Consider the following 16,561-nt stretch of genomic DNA (forward strand, 5'->3'; position numbering starts at 1 on the left):
CTCCCGCCTCAGCGGCGCACGCCCACCCCGCCGTAGCCGTGCGACACCGCGGCCTGCGGCTCGCCGTCGGGCCGCCAGTCCGCCACCTTGACCAGGCCCGGATCGACGAGCTCGTACCCGTCGAGGAAGCGGGCCACCTCGTCGCGGGTGCGGGGCACCAGCGGGGAGCTGCTGCGGCGGTAGATCGCGGTGCCCTGCTCGGTGGGCAGCGTCGGCAGGCCGTCCAGCGTGAGGTGGGACAGCGCGAGCACGCTGCCCGGCACTGTGGCGTCGCGCAGCGTCGCCACCGCCGCGTACGGGTCGTCGGCGTCCGGCACGAAGTGCAGCACCGCCAACAGCAGCACCGCCACCGGCTCGCTCAGGTCGATGGTGGCCCGCAGCGTCGGGTCGGCCAGCAACTCGCCGGGCCGCCGCAGGTCACCCCGGAGCACCACGGTGCGGCCGTCGGTGGGCAGCAACCGCCGGGCGTACGCGACCGCCACCTCGTCGTGGTCGACGTAGACCACCCGGGCGTCGGGGCGGATCGCGCGCACCACCTCGTGCACGTTGCCCTGCGTGGGCAGGCCGGCGCCGATGTCGAGGAACTGGCGAATGCCCTGCTCGGCGGCCCAGCGCACGACCCGGCGCAGGAACGCGCGGTTGCTCTGCGCGGCGACGCCGGTGTCCGGGAAGATCCTCAGGACCTCCTCGGCGGCGGCCCGGTCGGCGGCGAAGTTGTGGCAGCCGCCCAGGTAGTAGTCGTACATCCGGGCGACATTGGGTCGGTTCTCAGCCTCCGTCACGCCTCGATGTCTAGCACTCTGCGCGACACACCGCTGACCCGTCGTGTCGACGATCCGGCCGATCCCGCCGTCCACCTGGTACGACGGTGGGACACGCCGTCGCGAGGAGGTACCGATGACAGGTGGACGGGAGACAGTGGAGGTCGAGCCGGCGGTGTTCCGCGCCGTCTACGACTCGCCCGCGTCGCTGCCCGGGCGGCACCGCTGGACCACCCCGGAGGCGGACGTACGCCGGCTGGAGAAGCTGCTGAACATGCCGGCGCGCAGCATCGGCGCTCCGCTGTGGGTCAGCGGCGACGAGCCGGACTGCCCGAAGTGCGGGCGGCGGCCGACCTGGTACGACATCGTCGCGTCCGCGCTGCACGGCGTGCACGACCGCACGATGATCGCCCGGGTGATCCTCGGCGAACGCAAGTACGTGAACACCGAGGTCCCGGACGCGATCCTGGGCGTCCACTGTGCCGACTGCCGCACCCCGATCACCGGGTTGCGCAGCTTCAAGTGCCACAACTGGGCGTACGCGTTCGAGGCGCTGGAGGAGGTCGTCGCCCGGATGTCCGGCCTGCCGGCTCAGTCGTCGCCGCCCGCCGCCTCCTGAGCGCGCCGTTCCGGACGGCGGCCGGGCGGAGCCTGCGGCTCCGGGCCGGGGTCGGGCACCGGCGGCATCGGCCGGGTGACCGGCCCGTCGCCGGTGACGCGGAGCTGTTCGCCGTGGTGCCACAGCTCGACCGCGTCGCCCGGACCGGCGTCCGGCAGCTCGTAGCGGGCCTCCCGCGGCGTGAGCGTGACCCGCAGCCGGTACCCGTGCCGGCGCAGGTGGAACACCAGCCGGGTGATCCGCCCCGGTAGCCGCGGCTCGAACGCGAGCACGCCCCGGTCGTCGCGCAGCCCGCCGAAGCCCTGCGCCACCACCAGCCAGGCGCCGGCCAGGGACGCCAGGTGCAGCCCGTCGGCGGTCTTGTCGCCCAGGTCGGCGAGGTCCTGCAACGCCGTCTCGGCGAACAGGTCGTACGCCAGGTCGAGGTGCCCGACCTCGGCGGCGAGGATCGCCTGCGCGGACGCCGACAGCGACGAGTCCCGGACGGTCCGCGCCTCGTAGTAGGCGACGTTGCGTGTCTTCTCCTCGGCGGTGAACTCCCCCGGGCAGCGCAGCATGGCCAGCACCAGGTCGGCCTGCTTGACCACCTGCTTGCGGTACAGCTCCTGGTAGGGGAAGTGCAGCAGCAGCGGATAGTCGTCCTCGCCGGTGCCGGCGAAGTCCCACTCCGGCTGCGCGGTGAACCCGGCCGACTGCTCGTGCACGCCGCGCTTGCCGTCGTACGGGACGAACATCGCGTCGGCGGCGGCCCGCCAGCCGGCCACCTCGGCGGCGTCGACACCCAGCCGGGCGGCCACCTCGGGCCAGTCCTCGGCGGCGTCGGCGGCGCCGCGCAGGTTGCGCCGGGCCATCAGGTTCGTGAAGACGTTGTCGTCGACCAGCGCGGAATACTCGTCCGGGCCGGTGACGCCGGTCAGGTGGAACGCGCCGGCGTCGTCGAAATGGCCGTAGCCGTGCCACAGCCGGGCGGTCTCGATCAGCACCTCGGCGCCGCACTCGGCGAGGAACGCGGTGTCGCCGGTGGCCGCGACGTACCGCAGGATCGCGTCCGCGATGTCCGCGTTGACGTGCAGGCCCGCGCTGCCGGCCGGCCAGTAGCCGGAGCACTCCCGGCCGCTGAGCGTCCGCCACGGATAGGTGGCGCCGGTCAGACGCAGCTCGGCCGCACGCTCGCGGGCCTCGGGCAGGTGGGCGTGCCGCCAGCGCAGCGCCGAGCGGGCCAGCTCCGGCGCCAGGTACGTCAGCACCGGCAGCACGTAGCCCTCGGTGTCCCAGAGCACGTGCCCGTCGTAGCCGTTGCCGGTCAGCCCCTTCGCCGGGATGGTCCGGGCCCCGTCGGCGCGCCCCGACTGGAGCAGGTGGAACACCGAGAACCGCACCGCGAGCTGCAGCTCCGGGTCACCGTCCAGCTCGACGTCGGCGGTGGCCCACGCGGCATCCAGCGCGGCGCGCTGCTCGGCGAGCAGGGCGTCGAACCCGTCGGCCCGGGCCGCGTCCGCCGCCGCGACGACCAGGTCGGCCAGCTCACCGGGCGGGGTGCCGTCGACCTCCGCCCACTCGTACGCGGCGAACCGGGTGACCCGGATCCGCTCGCCGGGGCGTACCGGACCGGACAGCGCCAGCCGGAACCGGTCGGCGGTCAGCTCGGTGCCGGTGGCGATCTCGTCGGGTGCCTCGACCCGGTGCGCGACGGCGACGGCGACCCGCTGGCCGCTGCGCCCGGTCCGGTGCACGAGCACCCCGTCCAGGCCGTCGTCGCGGCGGATCTCGCCGGTGAGCGGGTCGTGGATCACCGAGGCGGCCCGGGGGTCGTCGGCACGTTCCGGCACACGCTGGTTGGCGAGCAGGTCGGCGCCGATCCGCAGCCGTACCGGCTCGTCCAGCGGTTCGACAGCCCAGTCGACGGCGGCGACCGGACGGCGGGTCAGCGAGACCAGGCGGGTGCTGCGGATCCGGACACCCCGGCCACCCGGCGAGACCCATTCGGTCTCCCGCCGGACCACCCCGGCGCGCAGGTCCAGCTCCTGGTGGTGCCGCCGGATCGTGCCGGTGCCCAGGTCCAGCGGCTCGTCGCCCACCCAGAGCCGGATCAGGGCGGCGTTCGGCGCGCTGATCACGGTGTCGCTGCGCTCCGGGAACGCGTACCCGCTCTCCGGGTAGCTCAGCTCGTGCTGCTCGTGGAACCCGTTGAGGTAGCTGCCCGGCATGCCGCACGGCTCGCCCTCGTCGAGCGTCCCGCGCCAGCCCACCCAGCCGTTGGCGAGCGCGAAGACCGACTCGGTCTCGCCCAGCCGGTCCAGGTCCGCGCTGGTACGCCGGATCCGCCAACCGTCGTCGCCGTGCGACACGTGCCCTCCCGAGTCCGAAGCCTGGACCGCCACCGAACCAGACCCGGCTGGGAGGCGGCTGGGACCCCGATACCCGTGGCGACCCCGCCCGCACCTGCGGGTGGCCGATCACACGGTGACGAGCACCAGCGTGGCGGCGGTGCCGAGCACCAGGAACGGCCCGAACGGCAGGTGCCCGGACCAGCGGACCCGCCGGGCGGCGAGCAGCGCCACTCCGGTCGCCCCGGCGAGGAGGAGCGCGAGCACCAGCCCGGCCACCAGCACCGGCCAGCCGTACCAGCCGAGCAGCGCGCCCGCGCCGAGCGCCAGCTTGGCGTCGCCGAGGCCGAAACCGCGCCGCCCGAGCAGCAGCGTGGTCGCGGCGAAGCCGCCGCCGAGCGCCAGAGCGGCGGCTGTGGCGCGGATCCACGGGTCCGCGCCCGTGCCGGTCAGCGCGGCCACCCCGAGCAGCGCCCACGCGCCGGCCGCGGCCGGCCAGGTGAGCCGGTCGGGCAGCCGGTGCACCATCGCGTCCACGATCGTCATCGGCACCGCCCAGAGCAGCCACCAGGCGAGCGCCAGGCGCGCGGCGGGCACGCCGCCGGCAAGCACCGGCACGGCGACCGCCACGAGCAGCACCACCTCGGCCACGGCCGGGGCCGCGCCGACCCGGGCCCGGCAGGCCGGGCACCGGGCCGCGGGGCCGAGCGCCGGCAGTGGCCGGTCCAGCCCGATCGGGGCGGCGCAGCCGTCGCACGCCGTCCGGTCCGGACAATCCGGGGGTACGGCGTAACGCGCCACCGCCAGCCGGAGCAGCGGTACGACCGCGAGGGCGGCCAGCAGCCGGACGACCGGACGGCTGGCCTCGGCCACCGGTCCGGTACGCCGTACCCGTTCAGTGGTCACGCCGGCTCCCCCGTCCGGTCGCCGCACGTTCCATGGTGGAGCACGCAGAGTGATTTCTCGTTCGCGCTGATGTGACGGGGGAGCCCGCAGCGGCGTGCGGCGCGACGCGCGACCGGCCGGGACCGACCGCGGTGTGAGCCCTATCGAACCGGCGGGACGGATCGGACGAGCGGCACGCTCCCCACCCATACCGGCGGCTCGTCGCCACCGCCACGGCGGGTACGGGTGAGCACACGCCCGCCGGCCCGGAGCCCACCGGAAGCCCGCTCGTCATCGTGACGACACACACCGGCCACCACCTCCCATCTTCACTCACCGTGTTCACGTGAATTGCCTCTGTTGCATCGGCGGACGTGAGCTTATGCTCGCCCCTTGGGTACGACGCAACCCCCGATCAATTGGCGTCGGAGGAGTCAGGGCACAGAACCCGCAGCTATCAGTACAGGTCAATACGAGTGGCGGCGACGGGGGCCCGGAGCGACAGTTCCGGGTGCGCTTCCGCATGCCCGGAGCGGGTCGGCGTGATCGCCCCGGGCCGGCACCGAGGAGGGATCGGCGTTGCGCACACGGCAATCCCGCCGATGGGAAATCTACCTGCTCAGCCTCGCGCTGGCGGTCGGCGCGGCCGGCTGCGGCACCGAGCCGGAGGCGGCCAACCGACCGCTCACCGGCCGCGCCGCCGCCCCCGCCACCCATTCCGCCGAGGCGGAGAAGGAAGCCGAAAAGGCGGCGCTTGCCGCGTATTCCGGCTATCTCGACGCGTCCCGGGCGGCGAGCGCCCGAAGCGATCCGTCCCATCCCGCTCTGGCCCGTTTTCTGGCTGATCCGCTGCTGACCCGGGTGCGAATGGCAATTCTCGACGCGAAGGAGCACGGCGCGATGCGTACCGGGAAACTGGTCTCCGACCCCACAGTGGTCTCAGTCGACCTGACCGCCCGCCCACCCACCGTCGAGATCCAGGACTGCCTGGACGCGAGCGGCTACCGGCTCGTCTACGCCAAGGACCGCAAGGCCGTGCCGGGCACCCGCGGCGGGCGCTACCTCGCCACCGCCACAGCGGCCCGCTTCCCGGACGGCCGGTGGCTGATCAACGGCGGCGCCGCACATCAGGACCAGCCGTGCTGACCTGGGGAGGAAGGGGTGTCCCGGCCCGCCCGCCCCGGGCCGGGACGCTCCGCCGGGTGCTGCTCGCCGCCGGCCTCGCCGCGCTGCTGACGCTCACCGGCGCGCCCGCGCGTGCCGCCGACCCCGGTGGCTCGTGCCCGCCGGAACAGACCGACTGCGACGTGTGGGACGACGACCCCGGCACCCCGGGCGGCCCGGGCGGGCCGGGCGGCGGGGACAACGGCGGCGGCGGCAACGGCGGCGGCGCGCCGAAGTGCCAGTGGAACGGCCGCGTCATCCCCTGCTACAACGAGACGCTCGGCTGGTTCAACAACGCCGACGGCTGCTACTACAAGCTCGCCGAGCCGCAGGACGAGGCACCTCCCGGCAAGCAGTGGTACCAGCTCACCTGCAACGGCGGCGACACCAGCCCGGGCAGCATGCGCCAGGAGCTCCTGGACGCCCCGCCGCCCGGCTACGGCGCCCCGCCGGACCCGGAGGAGCTGGCCCGGCGCGCGCTGGCCTCGATCTCGCTGCTCCCGCCCCGGGCCTCGGTCGCGCCCCGGCGCAGTCAGGGACCCGGCCTGGTCGGGCTGCCGGTCTGGATGTGGGCCAGCCCGGGCGAGGCGTACTTCGGGCCGCTGAGCGCCTCCGCCTCCGACCGCGGGCTGACCGTGAGGATCACGGCGAAGGTGGACCGGATCGTCTGGCACATGTCCGACGACATCGACGTCACCTGCCACGGACCGGGCACACCGTACCGGGCCGACGGGCCGCGGGCCGGCTTGACCTCGCCCGACTGCGGTCTCGACGCCGGCTATCCGAAGGCCGACACCTACCAGGTCAGCGCCACCACGTTCTGGACCGTCGAGTGGTCCGGCGGCGGGGAGAGCGGCGTGATCGCCCAGAGCCGGTCCAGCGGCGTCATCCCGGTACAGATCAACGAGCTTCAGGTGGTGACCCGATGAGTGTGGTGGCAGCCCGCAACGGAACCCCGATGGAGGCGCCGGTCGCGCCGCCGAAGGTGGTCCGGCAGCGACGTGTCCGGCCCGGCCTGCTCGGCCTGGCGATCCTGCTGATCGCCCTCGGCGGGCTCGGCGCGGCGTTCGCGGTCACCTCGGTGCGCTCCACCGGCACGTACCTGGCCGTGGCCCGGCCGGTCGACGTGGGCCGGCAACTCACAGCCGACGACCTGGTGCCGGTGCGCGTCTCCGGCGGGCGGGAACTCCAGCCGGTGCCGGCCGACCGGATGGACGAGGTGCTGGGACTGCGGGCGGCCGTCCGGCTCACCCCGGGCACGCTGCTCACCGAGGCGCAGCTCACCGAGGCCCCGCTGCTCGGCGCCGGCCAGCAGCAGATCGCTCTCGGGCTGGAACCCGAGCAGGTGCCGGCCCGCAAGCTGAACCCCGGCGACAAGGTGCTGCTGGTCAGCACCCCGAGCAACGCCACGAACGGCTCCGACGCGTCCCGTGCCGGCGGAACCCGGTTCGAGGGCACCGTGATCGACACCGCCACGCCGCAGAACGGCGACGTGGTGGTCTACCTGGCGCTGACCGTGCGGGACGTGCTGGCGGTCGTGGCGCTCGCCGCCGCCGACCGGATCGCGCTCGTGCTCACCGAGGCGGCCTGATGGCGATCATCGCCCTGGTCTCGGCGAAGGGATCGCCGGGCGTCACCACCGCGGCGCTCGCCGCCGCGCTGAGCTGGCACCGGCGGCTCGTGCTGGCCGAGTGCGACCCGGCGGGCGGCTCGATCCTCGCCGGCTACCTCGGCGGGGCCCTGGACGGCCCGCGCGGCATCGGTGAGCTGGCGGTGGGCGAGCTGCGCGACGGCAGCCTGGAGCACACGTTCTGGTCCCAGCTGGTCGACCTGGACGCGCCCCGGCGTGAGCGGCTGCTGCTGCCCGGCGTGGTGGACCCGGCCCAGGCCGGCAGCGTGATCCCGCTGTGGCAGCGCTTCGCCGACTACTTCACCGGGCTGGAGCGCGGCGAACCGCCGTACGACGTGCTCGTCGACTGTGGCCGGCTCGCCGTCGGCGGTCCACCGTGGCCGCTGCTCCGGGCCGCCACCGTGGTGCTGCTGGTCACCCGGGCGACCCTTCCCGACCTCTCCGCCACCCGGGCCACCGCCCGGGCGATCGAACGGGACCTCACCGAGCACCGCGTACCGCCGGGCACGCTGCGGCTGCTCGTGGTCGGGGACGGGCACGGCACCAGCGAGATCAGCAAGGCGCTGCGGCTGCCGGTGATCGCCCGCCTGCCGCACGACCCGCGTACCGCCGAGGTGCTCGCACACGGCGGCACCGTACGCGCGAACCGGCCGCTGATGCGCGCGGCCGGCGCCCTGGAGGTGCCGGTCCGGGCGCTGCTGGACCGGCGGCGGGCCCGGCTCGCCTGGCCGGGCGCGACCACACCGCGCGCGGTGACCGCCCCGAGCGTGCCGGGGGTGTCCGGTGCGGTTTGAGCCGGTCTCCCACGACCCGCGCGGGCAGCAGCCCGGCGTCGTCTCCACGGTTCCGCCGCTGGCGCCGCCGAACGGGCGGCACCACGTGCCCGGCCCGCTCCCCGCCGCGCCCCCGCCACCGCCGCGCCCCCGGATCGACTTCGCCGTGGTCCGCGAGCTGCGCCGGGAACTGAGCGAACGGCTCACCCACTGGCAGCGCGGCCGCGAGTTCGACGCCGACGCCGAGGAGGTCGAGCGCGCCCGGCTGGCGGTCACCGTGGTCTCCGCGTACGCCGACTCGGTACGCCGGTCCGGCACGCCGATGGCGGCGGACGAGGAACGGCTGCTGCTCGACCAGGTGACAGCCGAACTCGTCGGGCTGGGCCGGCTCCAGACGCTGCTCGTCGACGACAGCATCGAGGAGGTGCACATCCTCGGCTGCGACCAGGTACGCATCACCCGGCACGGCGGCGGCGTCGACTGGGCCGAGCCGATCGCCGAGACCGACGACGAGCTGGTGGAGATCCTCCAGGCGGCGGCCCGCCGGGCGGGTGCCACCGAACGGTCGCTGTCCACCTCGAAGCCCACGCTCGACCTGCAACTGCCCGACGGCAGCCGCCTGGCCGCCGTGTTCCTGGTCAGCCACCGCCCGTACGCGGTGATCCGCAAGCACAACACGCTCGCGGTGAGCCTGGAGGACATCGCGGGCGGCCGGCCCGACCTGGACGAGATGATCGACCCGCTGCTGCGCGACTTCCTGCGCGCGTCCATGCGGGCCGGGCTGAACATCATGGTCGCCGGGCTCGCCGGGGCCGGGAAGACCACTGTCATCCGGGCGCTGATGGACGAGATCCCGTCCGACGAGCCGTACGTGCTGCTGGAGGAGAGCCGGGAACTGCTGCCGGCCCGGCGTGGGCACAAGCACCGTGCGGTGATGAGCTTCGAGTCCCGGGAGGGGCACGGCGAGCGCGGCGCGGACGGACGGCCGGCGGGTGAGGTCAGCATCGCCGACCTGATCCCGGTGTCGCTGCGGATGGGCGTGCTGCGGATCATCGTCGGCGAGGTGCGGTCCCGGGAGATCGTGCCGATGCTCCAGGCGATGACCACCAGCCGCGGGTCGATGTGCACCATCCACGCGCGTACCCCCTCGGGGGTGAGCGAACGCATCATCGAGCTGGCGCTGTCGCACGGCCGGGAGATGACAGTCGACCAGGCCCGCCGGATGGCCGGCAACGCGCTCGACCTGATCGTCTACGTGACGGTCGAGGACGAGACCGCGATCGGCGGGCGCAAGCACCGCTTCGTCTCGCACGTCGAGGAGGTCATCGGCGTCGGCGAAGGCAACCGGATCACCACCACGACCGTCTTCGGCCCCGGGCCGGACGGCCGCGCGGTCCCCCGCCACCTGCCCGAACGCATCCGCGAGCAGTTGCTGCGCGTCGGCTACGACGCCCGGCTGCTCACCCGGTTCGTCGAGGCCGGCGTGGGCGCGTGGCGGCGGCCCCGGCACACCCGCCTCGGGGCACGGCCGAACGGAGGCCCGGCGTGACGCAGATCGAACTGATCGCCCTGGTCTCCGGCGCGGCCTGCGTGGCCGGGCTGGTGCTGGCGGTGGTCGCGCTCGTCGGCACCCGCCGCCCACCGGGCCCGGCCCCGGGCGCCGGGCCCGGCCTGAGCCGGCTCTGGACCGGTTCCGGCGCGAGCCGCGCCGACCAGCGCCGCTACCAGCTCCTGCTCGGCGCCGCGGTGGTCGCCGGGGCGGCGGCGTTCCTGCTCACCGGGCTGCCGGTGGTCGGCCTGCTGGTGGCGCTCGCGGTGCCGGGCGTGCCGTGGCTGTTCGCGGTGGGCCGGGCCGAGCAGCGGGCCATCGCCCGGGTCGAAGCCGTAGGCGAGTGGACCCGCCGGCTCAAGGACATCTCGGCCACCGGCCAGGGGCTCCAGCAGGCGATCATCGGCACCATCGCCACCGCGCCGGAGGAGATCCAGGAGGAGGTACGCACGCTCGCCGCCCGCCTCCAGGCCGGCTGGCTGGCCCGCTCCGCGCTGCTCGCCTTCGCCGACGAGATCGCCGACCCGGTCGCCGACCAGGTGGTGGCCGCGCTGATCCTGCACCTCACCGACCGGGGTGAGCGCCTCGGCGACGTGCTCGGCTCGATCGCCACCGCCGCCTCGGCCGAGGTGGCGACGCGGCGCGAGGTCGAGGCCAAACGCACCCAGCCCCGGTTCGCGGTCCGCTTCCTCACCGGCATGACGCTGGCGACCCTGGCGTACGGGCTGGTGAACAGCGACTACATCCGTCCCTACGGGACGCTCACCGGTCAGCTCGTGATGGCGGTGCTCGGCGCGGCGTTCGTCGGCCTGCTGGTCTGGGTGCGCTCGATGAGCCAGCCGCCCCGGCCCGCGCGCTTCCTCCCGGCGCCCGATCCGGAGGAGGCGATCGCGTGAGCGCGAGGAGTGAGCTTGCGAGCCCCGCAGTCGCGAACGAAAGGCGGCCACGGTGATCCTCAACTGGCAGATGGCGATCGCGGTCCTCGGCGGGTGCGCGGTCGGGCTCGGGCTGTTCCTGGTGGTACGCGAGGCGCTGCCGGCCACCCCGGCGCTCGGCCCGGCGCTGCGCCGGCTGCACCAGCCGCCCGGCCAGGCCCCGGCCGCCGGCGCCGGACCGGACTGGCTCGGCGGGTTCGCCCGCTGGCTGCGCCCGCCGCACCGGCAACTCGCCCTGCTCGACCGCACCCCCGAACAGTACGCGCTGTCGGTGCTGCTCTCCGCGCTCGTCGGGTTCGCCACCCCGGCGGTCGCCTCGGCGGTGCTCTTCGTCGGCGGGGTGGCGCTGCCGCTGGCCGTGCCGGTGGTGGCCAGCCTGGGTCTGGCGCTCGGCGCCGGACTGCTCGCGCACCGCTCGGTCCTCGCCAAGGCCGACGCCGCCCGGGACGAGTTCCGGCAGGCGGTCTGCACCTACCTCGACCTGGTGGCGCTGCAGCTGTCCGCCGCGCACGGCCCGGTGCAGTCGCTGGAACGCGCGGCGGCGGTCTGCGACGGCTGGGTCTTCGACCGGATCCGGGAGGCGCTGCGGCTCGCCCAGCTCCAGATGCACTCGCCCTGGGACGAGTTGCAGGAGCTGGCCGACCGGATCGGCATCCCGGAGCTGGGCGACGTGGGCGCGATCATGCGCTCCTCCGGCAGCGAGGGCGCCCAGGTGCACGAGACGTTGCGGTCCCGTGCCGACTCGCTGCGCGACCAGATCCGTACCGACAACCTGGCCCGGGCCGAGGGGGTCACCAGCAAGTTGGACATCCCCGGCTCGCTGCTGGTGTTCGTCCTGCTCGGCTTCGCCGTCTATCCGTTCCTCGCCCGTCTGTAAACCCCATCGAGAAGGAGACGACCATGCACCTCTACGCCTACCTGTACGTGGCGGTGAGCACCCGCCTCGCCGAGCTGCGCCGGGACTCCGAGCGCGGCGACAGCCCGGTGCCGACCGCGGTGATCATCTTCGGCCTGGTCGCGGTGGCCATGGCGGTCACCGGGCTGGCCCTGGCCAAGGCGAACAACTGGATGAACGCCATCCCGAACAACACGGCGCCGCAGGCCCCGTGATGCCCCGCCCCGCCCGTACGGTCCGGAGCCGGCCGGCGCCCGCCGGCCGGCCCGCCGGTCCGCCCGGTCCGGGGCGGATCGCCGCTGCTCTGCGCGCCCGTCTGGCCGAGGGCGAGCGGGGCGCCAATCCGGTCGAGCTGGCCGTGGTGATGCCGGTGATCCTGGTGATGCTGTTCGGCTCGATCCAGGTCGCCGTCTGGTTCGTGGCCCGGTCCACGGCGCTCAACGCCGCGCAGACCGGTGTGAACGCCCAGCGCACGATCGACGCCGGGCCGGACGCCGGCCGGGAGCGGGCGATCAGCTTCCTGCAGCAGTCCGGGGACTGGCTGGTCGGCTGGGAGCAGACCGGCCCGACGTGCGTCGAGACCGCCACCGCCGTCACCTGCACGGTGCAGGGGCGCTCCCTGTCGGTCATCCCGGGTGTCTCGTTCGCGGTCACGCAGACCGCGCACGGCCCGGCCGAACGCTGGACCACCGGATGAGCGCCGGGCCGCGGCGGGACCGGGGTTCCGTCTCGATCGAGGTGGCGGTGCTCGCGCCCGCCTTCATCGGGCTGATGGTGCTGGCCGGGGTCGCCGGGCGGACCGCGATCGCGGACGAGGCGGTGGAGTCGGCCGCGCACGACGCCGCGCGGGCCGCCTCGCTGGCCCGCAACGCCGACGACGGCGCGGAGGCCGCCGAGGAGGCGGCCCGGAACCAGCTCGGCTGGGCGGGGCTGAACTGCTCCGGCCCGCCCCAGCTCGACCTCGCGGGCTCGGTGGCCGGTACGACGACGAGCTTCGCCGCCGCGTACGCAAGCGCCGCAGGCGTGCCGGCGACCGTGACGGTCACTGTGACCTGCACCGTCTCCTTCGACGACCTGAGCGCGCCCGGCCTGCCCGGCGTGCCCGGCGGCAAGACCGTCTCGGCGAGGTTCACCTCGCCGCTGGACACCTACCGGAGTCGCGGATGACCGGGCGGCGCGCGGCGGAGAACGGCCGGGTGAGTCTCTTCCTGGCCGTGGCGATGACCGGCGTACTGGCGATCATCAGCCTCGCCTACGACGGCGCCGGCCAGCTGCGCACGCTCCAACGCGCGGACAACCTGGCCGCCGAGGCGGCCCGCGCCGGCGGCCAGATGATCGACCGCGCGCGGGCCATCGAGGGCGGCCCGAAGCAGATCGACCAGGTCGCCGCCCGCGCCGCGGTCGCCGCCTACCTCGACGCGGCGGGCGGCGTCCAGGACCACGAGGTCGACTTCCCCGTGGTCGGCGCCGAGACCCAGATCCGGGTGAGCGTGCAGATCACCTACAGCCGGGACCTGCTGAGTCTGTTCGGCGTGCAGAAATCCGCCACCGTCACCGGTGAGGCCACCGCTCGGGCGCTCACCGGCCCACCGTAGGAAGGGAAGGCCGCCATGGGCGCACCCCGACGCTCCCCCGTCCGCCGCGCCGGCCAGGTTCTCACCGGCCTCGGCGCCCTCGTCGTGCTCGTCGGCGTGCTGGCCGGCGGGCCGGTCGCGCTGCTGGCGTTCGCCGGCAACCCGCTGCCGGATCACCTGCCCACGTTCGCCGAGATCGGTACGACGTTGACCAGCCGCGACGACGGTCAACTGTTCCTGCGCGCGCTGGCGGTGGTGGGCTGGTTCGGCTGGGCCACGTTCGCGTTCTCCGTCGTGGTGGAGTTGCTCGCGGCTGCGGTACGCCGGCCGGCGCCGAAGCTGCCCGGCATGCACCGCCAGCAGAAGGCCGCAGCCGCGCTCGTCGGTTCGGTCGCGCTGATCCTGGCCGCGAGCCCGGCCGCGGCGAGCGCCGCCGCGCTGACCGCCCCGCAGCCGGCGGTCGCCGCTTCTGCCGTCACCGCGCCGAGCCGGGTCGCGCCGCCGGCCCCGGTCGCGTCGAAGGCGGACGACCCGGCCGTGTACCGGGTGGCGAAGGGCGACTACCTGGGCGAGGTGGCCGACCGCTACCTGGACGACTTCGACAGGTACAAGGAGCTGGCCCGGCTGAACCGGCTCGCCGACCCGGACCGGATCCGCCCCGGCCAGCTCATCACGCTGCCGGACGGCGCGACGGACTCCGGCGCCCGGCGGCACGCCACCGGACGGCTGGTGGTCACCAAGCCGGCCCAGACCGCACCGGTCAAGCCGGGTGGCGGCGGCGCGTCGTCGAGCGCGCCGCAGGCGAAGCCGAAGCCCACCCCGCGGGATGCGACGCCCACAGTGGAGGCGCCGGTCGGTCAGCCGCCGGCCATGTCGGCGGGCGCGTCCCGGCCCACCGCTGAGGAGGGCATCAACCGTCCGCTCGCCATCTCGGCGGTGCTGGCGGTCGCGAGCATCGTGGGCGCGCAGATCGGCGCGCTGCTGGGGTTGCGCAAGCGGCCGGTGCCCGCCCGCGCGGGTTCCAGCGGGCGGCACCGGCGGGACTGAGTCAGGGCAGCCGGGCCTCGACCCGGCCGGACACCACGCGGGTGGGGAGCACGATCTGGTCGTTCGCGGCCGGGCCGTGCACCACCTCGCCGCCGTTGAGCCGGAACGCGCTGCCGTGCCAGGGGCAGACCACGCAGGCGTGGCCGTCGATCTGCTCCACAGTGCCCTCGCCGAGCGGGCCGCTCTGGTGCGGGCAGCGCTCCAGCATGACCGTGACGTCGTCGCCGTCCCGGTAGAGGATCACCGAGACGTCGTCGATCTTCTTGGTGACCAGCTCGTGCCGGGGCAGGCTGCCCAGATCGCCGACCCGGTGCCAGCCGTCGCTGATCAGGTGCAGCTCGGAGACGCTCTGGCTGGCCTGGGCGCCCTGCTTGTACGCGAGGTGCCCACCCAGGTACGCGCCACCGCTGGCGGCGGACAGACCGAGGTAGGACAGCGCCCGGCCGAGGCCGTGCCGCCCGTTGAGGCGGGCCGCCAGCGAGCCGGCGTACAGCGCCAGGCCGACCGTGTTGGCGGCGGCGTGCACCAGGCCGATCCGGCGCTGGTCGCGGGAGAGCGTGGCCCAGTCGTTGAGCCCGGCGACCGCTGCGGGCAGCGCGCTGACCGTACCGAGACCCACCAGCGCGGTGGCGGCCCGGCGCTGGCCGGGCAGCAGGTCCACCACGGCGGCGGAGATCCACGCGCCGACCGGCACCTGCACCATCGCGGGGTGCAGCGGATGGCCGAGCCACACGCCGTGCAGCGCGTCGCGTACCCGCTGGGAACGCAACGTGCCCTGGACGGCGCGCTGCAACCGGTCACCCACCCGGTCGAGACCGGTGGCCTGTTCGATCTTCGTCAGTAGTTCGCGCACCCGTTCCGACTTCCCGGCAGGAGAGCCCCCAAACCGGACGCCCCGGAATTCCCTCGCACGACCTCCGCGCTGGATATACTCGGGCGGCTGGTCGTATATAGGGAGCCGCGATGACCAAGATCCTGGTGGACGTCGACGACGAGGCGCTGGCGGATGCCGCCGAGGCGTTCGGCACGAAGACCAAGAAGGACACGGTGAACGTCGCTCTCCGCGAGGGCGCGGCGCGACTGCGCCGCGCCCGGGCACTGGCGGAGCTGGCCGAGCGCGGGCAGGCCGGTGATTTCGACGAACTGCTCGACAAGGGTGCCTACCGCTCGTGAAGCTGGCCGACTACCTGATCGACACCAGCGCCCTCGTCCGGCTCCTGCGTGATCCCGACGTGCTGGCTCGCTGGGAACAGCAGGTGACAGCGGGTCTGCTCGCCGTGTGCCCGCTGGTCGAGCTGGAATTCCTCTACACCGCCCGCTCGGTCGCCGACCGGGCGCGCCTGACCGAGCAGCTCCGTGCCGCCTTCGGCTGGGTGGTCATGCCGGACCGGATCTACGAACGCGCCGCCGAGATCCAGGGCGAGCTGACCGCGCGGGGCACGCACCGCTCGGCGGGCGCGGTCGACCTGCTCATCGCCGCCACCGCCGAGTACCACGGCCTCTCGCTGCTGCACTACGACCGGGACTTCGACCAGGTCGGCGCCGTCACCGGCCAGCCGATGCGCTGGCTGACCCGACCCGGCTCGATCAAATAGGGCGTAGCCACGGCAGCGCCGTCGCGGGCATGCTGAGCCCATGGGGGTACGCGTCGAGCACGCCGGTGCCGTGACCACTGTGATCCTGGACCGGCCCGAGGCCCGTAACGCCGTGGACGGGCCGACCGCACGAGCGCTGGCCGACGCGTTCCGCGCGTTCGACGCCGACCCGGACGCGGCGCTCGCGGTGCTCTGGGGCGCGGGCGGCACGTTCTGCTCCGGCGCCGATCTGAAGGCCGTCGGCACGCCGCGCGGCAACCGCGTCGAGCCCGAGGGGGACGGACCGATGGGCCCCACCCGGATGCGGCTGTCCAAGCCGGTGATCGCGGCGATCTCCGGGTACGCGGTGGCGGGCGGGCTGGAGCTGGCGCTCTGGTGCGACCTGCGTATCGCCGAGTCGGACGCGACGCTCGGCGTGTTCTGCCGCCGGTGGGGCGTACCGCTGATCGACGGCGGGACGGTCCGGCTGCCCCGGCTGATCGGCGAGAGCCGGGCGATGGACCTGATCCTCACCGGACGCCCGGTCGGCGCCGACGAGGCGTACGCGATGGGTCTGGTCAACCGGCTGGTCGCGCCGGGTGGGGCCCGCGCGGCGGCCGAGGAACTGGCCGCCGCGATCGCCGGGCATCCGCAGACGTGCCTGCGCAACGACCGGGCGGCGGTGCTGGACGGCGCGGGGCGGCCGGAGCCGGAGGCGATGGCCACCGAGCTGGCCTACGGCATGGAGTCGCTGGCGGTGGACGGGGTACGCGGCGCCGGCCGGTTCGCCGCCGGGGCCGGCCGGCACGGTGCGCCGGCCGGCTGAGG

Annotated in this window: 20 protein-coding genes; 16 read left to right on the forward strand and 4 right to left on the reverse strand. The window is 74.7% G+C overall.

Annotation, left to right across the window (positions count from 1 at the left end; genetic code table 11):
- Positions 1–8 precede the first annotated feature (8 nt).
- Positions 9–782, reverse strand: a complete 774-nt coding sequence (locus tag O7542_RS24745; RefSeq protein ID WP_064448364.1) for an SAM-dependent methyltransferase — start codon at positions 780–782, stop codon at positions 9–11.
- Positions 783–897: 115 nt separating this feature from the next.
- Between O7542_RS24745 and O7542_RS24750 the strand changes: the two genes are divergently transcribed.
- Positions 898–1,380, forward strand: a complete 483-nt coding sequence (locus tag O7542_RS24750) for a hypothetical protein (protein WP_281605273.1) — start codon at positions 898–900, stop codon at positions 1,378–1,380.
- Here the strand turns inward: O7542_RS24750 and O7542_RS24755 are convergent.
- The gene (locus O7542_RS24755; protein WP_281605274.1) at positions 1,353–3,728 is read right to left on the reverse strand and encodes a glycosyl hydrolase family 65 protein; all 2,376 of its coding nucleotides are present in this window, start codon (positions 3,726–3,728) and stop codon (positions 1,353–1,355) included. The two genes, O7542_RS24750 and O7542_RS24755, sit on opposite strands and share 28 nt — an antisense overlap.
- 108 nt (positions 3,729–3,836) lie before the next feature.
- A complete protein-coding gene (locus O7542_RS24760) occupies positions 3,837–4,613 on the reverse strand; it encodes a prepilin peptidase (RefSeq protein ID WP_281605275.1) in 777 nt (258 codons plus the stop codon).
- Positions 4,614–5,171: 558 nt separating this feature from the next.
- Here O7542_RS24760 and O7542_RS24765 point away from each other — a divergent pair.
- The 12 genes from O7542_RS24765 to O7542_RS24820 are packed head-to-tail and all read left to right on the forward strand — an operon-like array spanning position 5,172 to position 14,159.
- Positions 5,172–5,738 (forward strand): hypothetical protein, encoded by a 567-nt coding sequence (locus O7542_RS24765; RefSeq protein ID WP_043327504.1) that lies wholly within the window; start codon positions 5,172–5,174, stop codon positions 5,736–5,738.
- Positions 5,732–6,685: a hypothetical protein gene (locus tag O7542_RS24770; RefSeq protein WP_043327505.1), complete on the forward strand. Its 954-nt coding sequence runs from the start codon at positions 5,732–5,734 to the stop codon at positions 6,683–6,685. The genes O7542_RS24765 and O7542_RS24770 overlap by 7 nt, the downstream gene beginning before the upstream one ends.
- Positions 6,682–7,347, forward strand: coding sequence for an SAF domain-containing protein (locus O7542_RS24775; RefSeq protein ID WP_281605276.1), 666 nt, complete (start codon positions 6,682–6,684; stop codon positions 7,345–7,347). The genes O7542_RS24770 and O7542_RS24775 overlap by 4 nt, the downstream gene beginning before the upstream one ends.
- Complete coding sequence (locus tag O7542_RS24780) at positions 7,347–8,180, forward strand: hypothetical protein (RefSeq protein ID WP_043327507.1); 834 nt, start codon at positions 7,347–7,349, stop codon at positions 8,178–8,180. The genes O7542_RS24775 and O7542_RS24780 overlap by 1 nt, the downstream gene beginning before the upstream one ends.
- Positions 8,170–9,708: a CpaF/VirB11 family protein gene (locus tag O7542_RS24785; protein WP_274477136.1), complete on the forward strand. Its 1,539-nt coding sequence runs from the start codon at positions 8,170–8,172 to the stop codon at positions 9,706–9,708. The genes O7542_RS24780 and O7542_RS24785 overlap by 11 nt, the downstream gene beginning before the upstream one ends.
- Positions 9,705–10,604 carry a type II secretion system F family protein gene (locus O7542_RS24790; RefSeq protein WP_043327509.1) on the forward strand — a complete coding sequence of 300 codons (900 nt, stop codon included), beginning with the start codon at positions 9,705–9,707 and terminating at the stop codon, positions 10,602–10,604. The genes O7542_RS24785 and O7542_RS24790 overlap by 4 nt, the downstream gene beginning before the upstream one ends.
- Positions 10,605–10,659: 55 nt before the next feature.
- A complete protein-coding gene (locus O7542_RS24795; RefSeq protein WP_043330747.1) occupies positions 10,660–11,520 on the forward strand; it encodes a type II secretion system F family protein in 861 nt (286 codons plus the stop codon).
- A 23-nt stretch (positions 11,521–11,543) separates the two neighbouring features.
- Positions 11,544–11,753 carry a hypothetical protein gene (locus O7542_RS24800; protein ID WP_013283462.1) on the forward strand — a complete coding sequence of 70 codons (210 nt, stop codon included), beginning with the start codon at positions 11,544–11,546 and terminating at the stop codon, positions 11,751–11,753.
- Positions 11,753–12,235 carry a TadE/TadG family type IV pilus assembly protein gene (locus O7542_RS24805; RefSeq protein ID WP_069088178.1) on the forward strand — a complete coding sequence of 161 codons (483 nt, stop codon included), beginning with the start codon at positions 11,753–11,755 and terminating at the stop codon, positions 12,233–12,235. Before O7542_RS24800 ends, O7542_RS24805 begins: the two co-directional genes overlap by 1 nt.
- Positions 12,232–12,705 carry a TadE/TadG family type IV pilus assembly protein gene (locus O7542_RS24810; protein ID WP_043327510.1) on the forward strand — a complete coding sequence of 158 codons (474 nt, stop codon included), beginning with the start codon at positions 12,232–12,234 and terminating at the stop codon, positions 12,703–12,705. Before O7542_RS24805 ends, O7542_RS24810 begins: the two co-directional genes overlap by 4 nt.
- Positions 12,702–13,133 carry a hypothetical protein gene (locus O7542_RS24815; RefSeq protein WP_043327511.1) on the forward strand — a complete coding sequence of 144 codons (432 nt, stop codon included), beginning with the start codon at positions 12,702–12,704 and terminating at the stop codon, positions 13,131–13,133. Before O7542_RS24810 ends, O7542_RS24815 begins: the two co-directional genes overlap by 4 nt.
- 15 nt (positions 13,134–13,148) lie before the next feature.
- Positions 13,149–14,159 carry a LysM domain-containing protein gene (locus O7542_RS24820; RefSeq protein WP_064448357.1) on the forward strand — a complete coding sequence of 337 codons (1,011 nt, stop codon included), beginning with the start codon at positions 13,149–13,151 and terminating at the stop codon, positions 14,157–14,159.
- Position 14,160: 1 nt separating this feature from the next.
- Here O7542_RS24820 and O7542_RS24825 read toward each other — a convergent pair whose 3' ends face one another.
- Positions 14,161–15,012 (reverse strand): Rieske 2Fe-2S domain-containing protein, encoded by an 852-nt coding sequence (locus tag O7542_RS24825; RefSeq protein ID WP_030500629.1) that lies wholly within the window; start codon positions 15,010–15,012, stop codon positions 14,161–14,163.
- Positions 15,013–15,122: 110 nt separating this feature from the next.
- Here O7542_RS24825 and O7542_RS24830 point away from each other — a divergent pair, with 110 nt between their 5' ends.
- The 3 genes from O7542_RS24830 to O7542_RS24840 are packed head-to-tail and all read left to right on the forward strand — an operon-like array spanning position 15,123 to position 16,559.
- Positions 15,123–15,332, forward strand: coding sequence for a type II toxin-antitoxin system VapB family antitoxin (locus O7542_RS24830; RefSeq protein ID WP_030500628.1), 210 nt, complete (start codon positions 15,123–15,125; stop codon positions 15,330–15,332).
- A complete protein-coding gene (locus tag O7542_RS24835; RefSeq protein ID WP_043327514.1) occupies positions 15,329–15,754 on the forward strand; it encodes a PIN domain nuclease in 426 nt (141 codons plus the stop codon). The genes O7542_RS24830 and O7542_RS24835 overlap by 4 nt, the downstream gene beginning before the upstream one ends.
- A gap of 40 nt (positions 15,755–15,794) precedes the next feature.
- A complete protein-coding gene (locus tag O7542_RS24840; protein WP_281605277.1) occupies positions 15,795–16,559 on the forward strand; it encodes a crotonase/enoyl-CoA hydratase family protein in 765 nt (254 codons plus the stop codon).
- Positions 16,560–16,561 lie beyond the last annotated feature (2 nt).

It is taken from the genome of Micromonospora sp. WMMC264, from assembly GCF_027497275.1.
GTDB lineage: Bacteria > Actinomycetota > Actinomycetes > Mycobacteriales > Micromonosporaceae > Micromonospora > Micromonospora chalcea.

Bases quoted from the DNA above. Each gene is read 5' to 3' on its own strand.
- O7542_RS24810 (WP_043327510.1), top strand. From the start codon at position 12,232: ATGAGCGCCGGGCCGCGGCGGGACCGGGGTTCCGTCTCGATCGAGGTG.
- O7542_RS24820 (WP_064448357.1), top strand. From the start codon at position 13,149: ATGGGCGCACCCCGACGCTCCCCCGTCCGCCGCGCCGGCCAGGTTCTC.
- O7542_RS24840 (WP_281605277.1), top strand. From the start codon at position 15,795: ATGGGGGTACGCGTCGAGCACGCCGGTGCCGTGACCACTGTGATCCTG.
- O7542_RS24750 (WP_281605273.1), top strand. From the start codon at position 898: ATGACAGGTGGACGGGAGACAGTGGAGGTCGAGCCGGCGGTGTTCCGC.
- O7542_RS24805 (WP_069088178.1), top strand. From the start codon at position 11,753: ATGCCCCGCCCCGCCCGTACGGTCCGGAGCCGGCCGGCGCCCGCCGGC.
- O7542_RS24800 (WP_013283462.1), top strand. From the start codon at position 11,544: ATGCACCTCTACGCCTACCTGTACGTGGCGGTGAGCACCCGCCTCGCC.
- O7542_RS24815 (WP_043327511.1), top strand. From the start codon at position 12,702: ATGACCGGGCGGCGCGCGGCGGAGAACGGCCGGGTGAGTCTCTTCCTG.
- O7542_RS24830 (WP_030500628.1), top strand. From the start codon at position 15,123: ATGACCAAGATCCTGGTGGACGTCGACGACGAGGCGCTGGCGGATGCC.
- O7542_RS24775 (WP_281605276.1), top strand. From the start codon at position 6,682: ATGAGTGTGGTGGCAGCCCGCAACGGAACCCCGATGGAGGCGCCGGTC.
- O7542_RS24780 (WP_043327507.1), top strand. From the start codon at position 7,347: ATGGCGATCATCGCCCTGGTCTCGGCGAAGGGATCGCCGGGCGTCACC.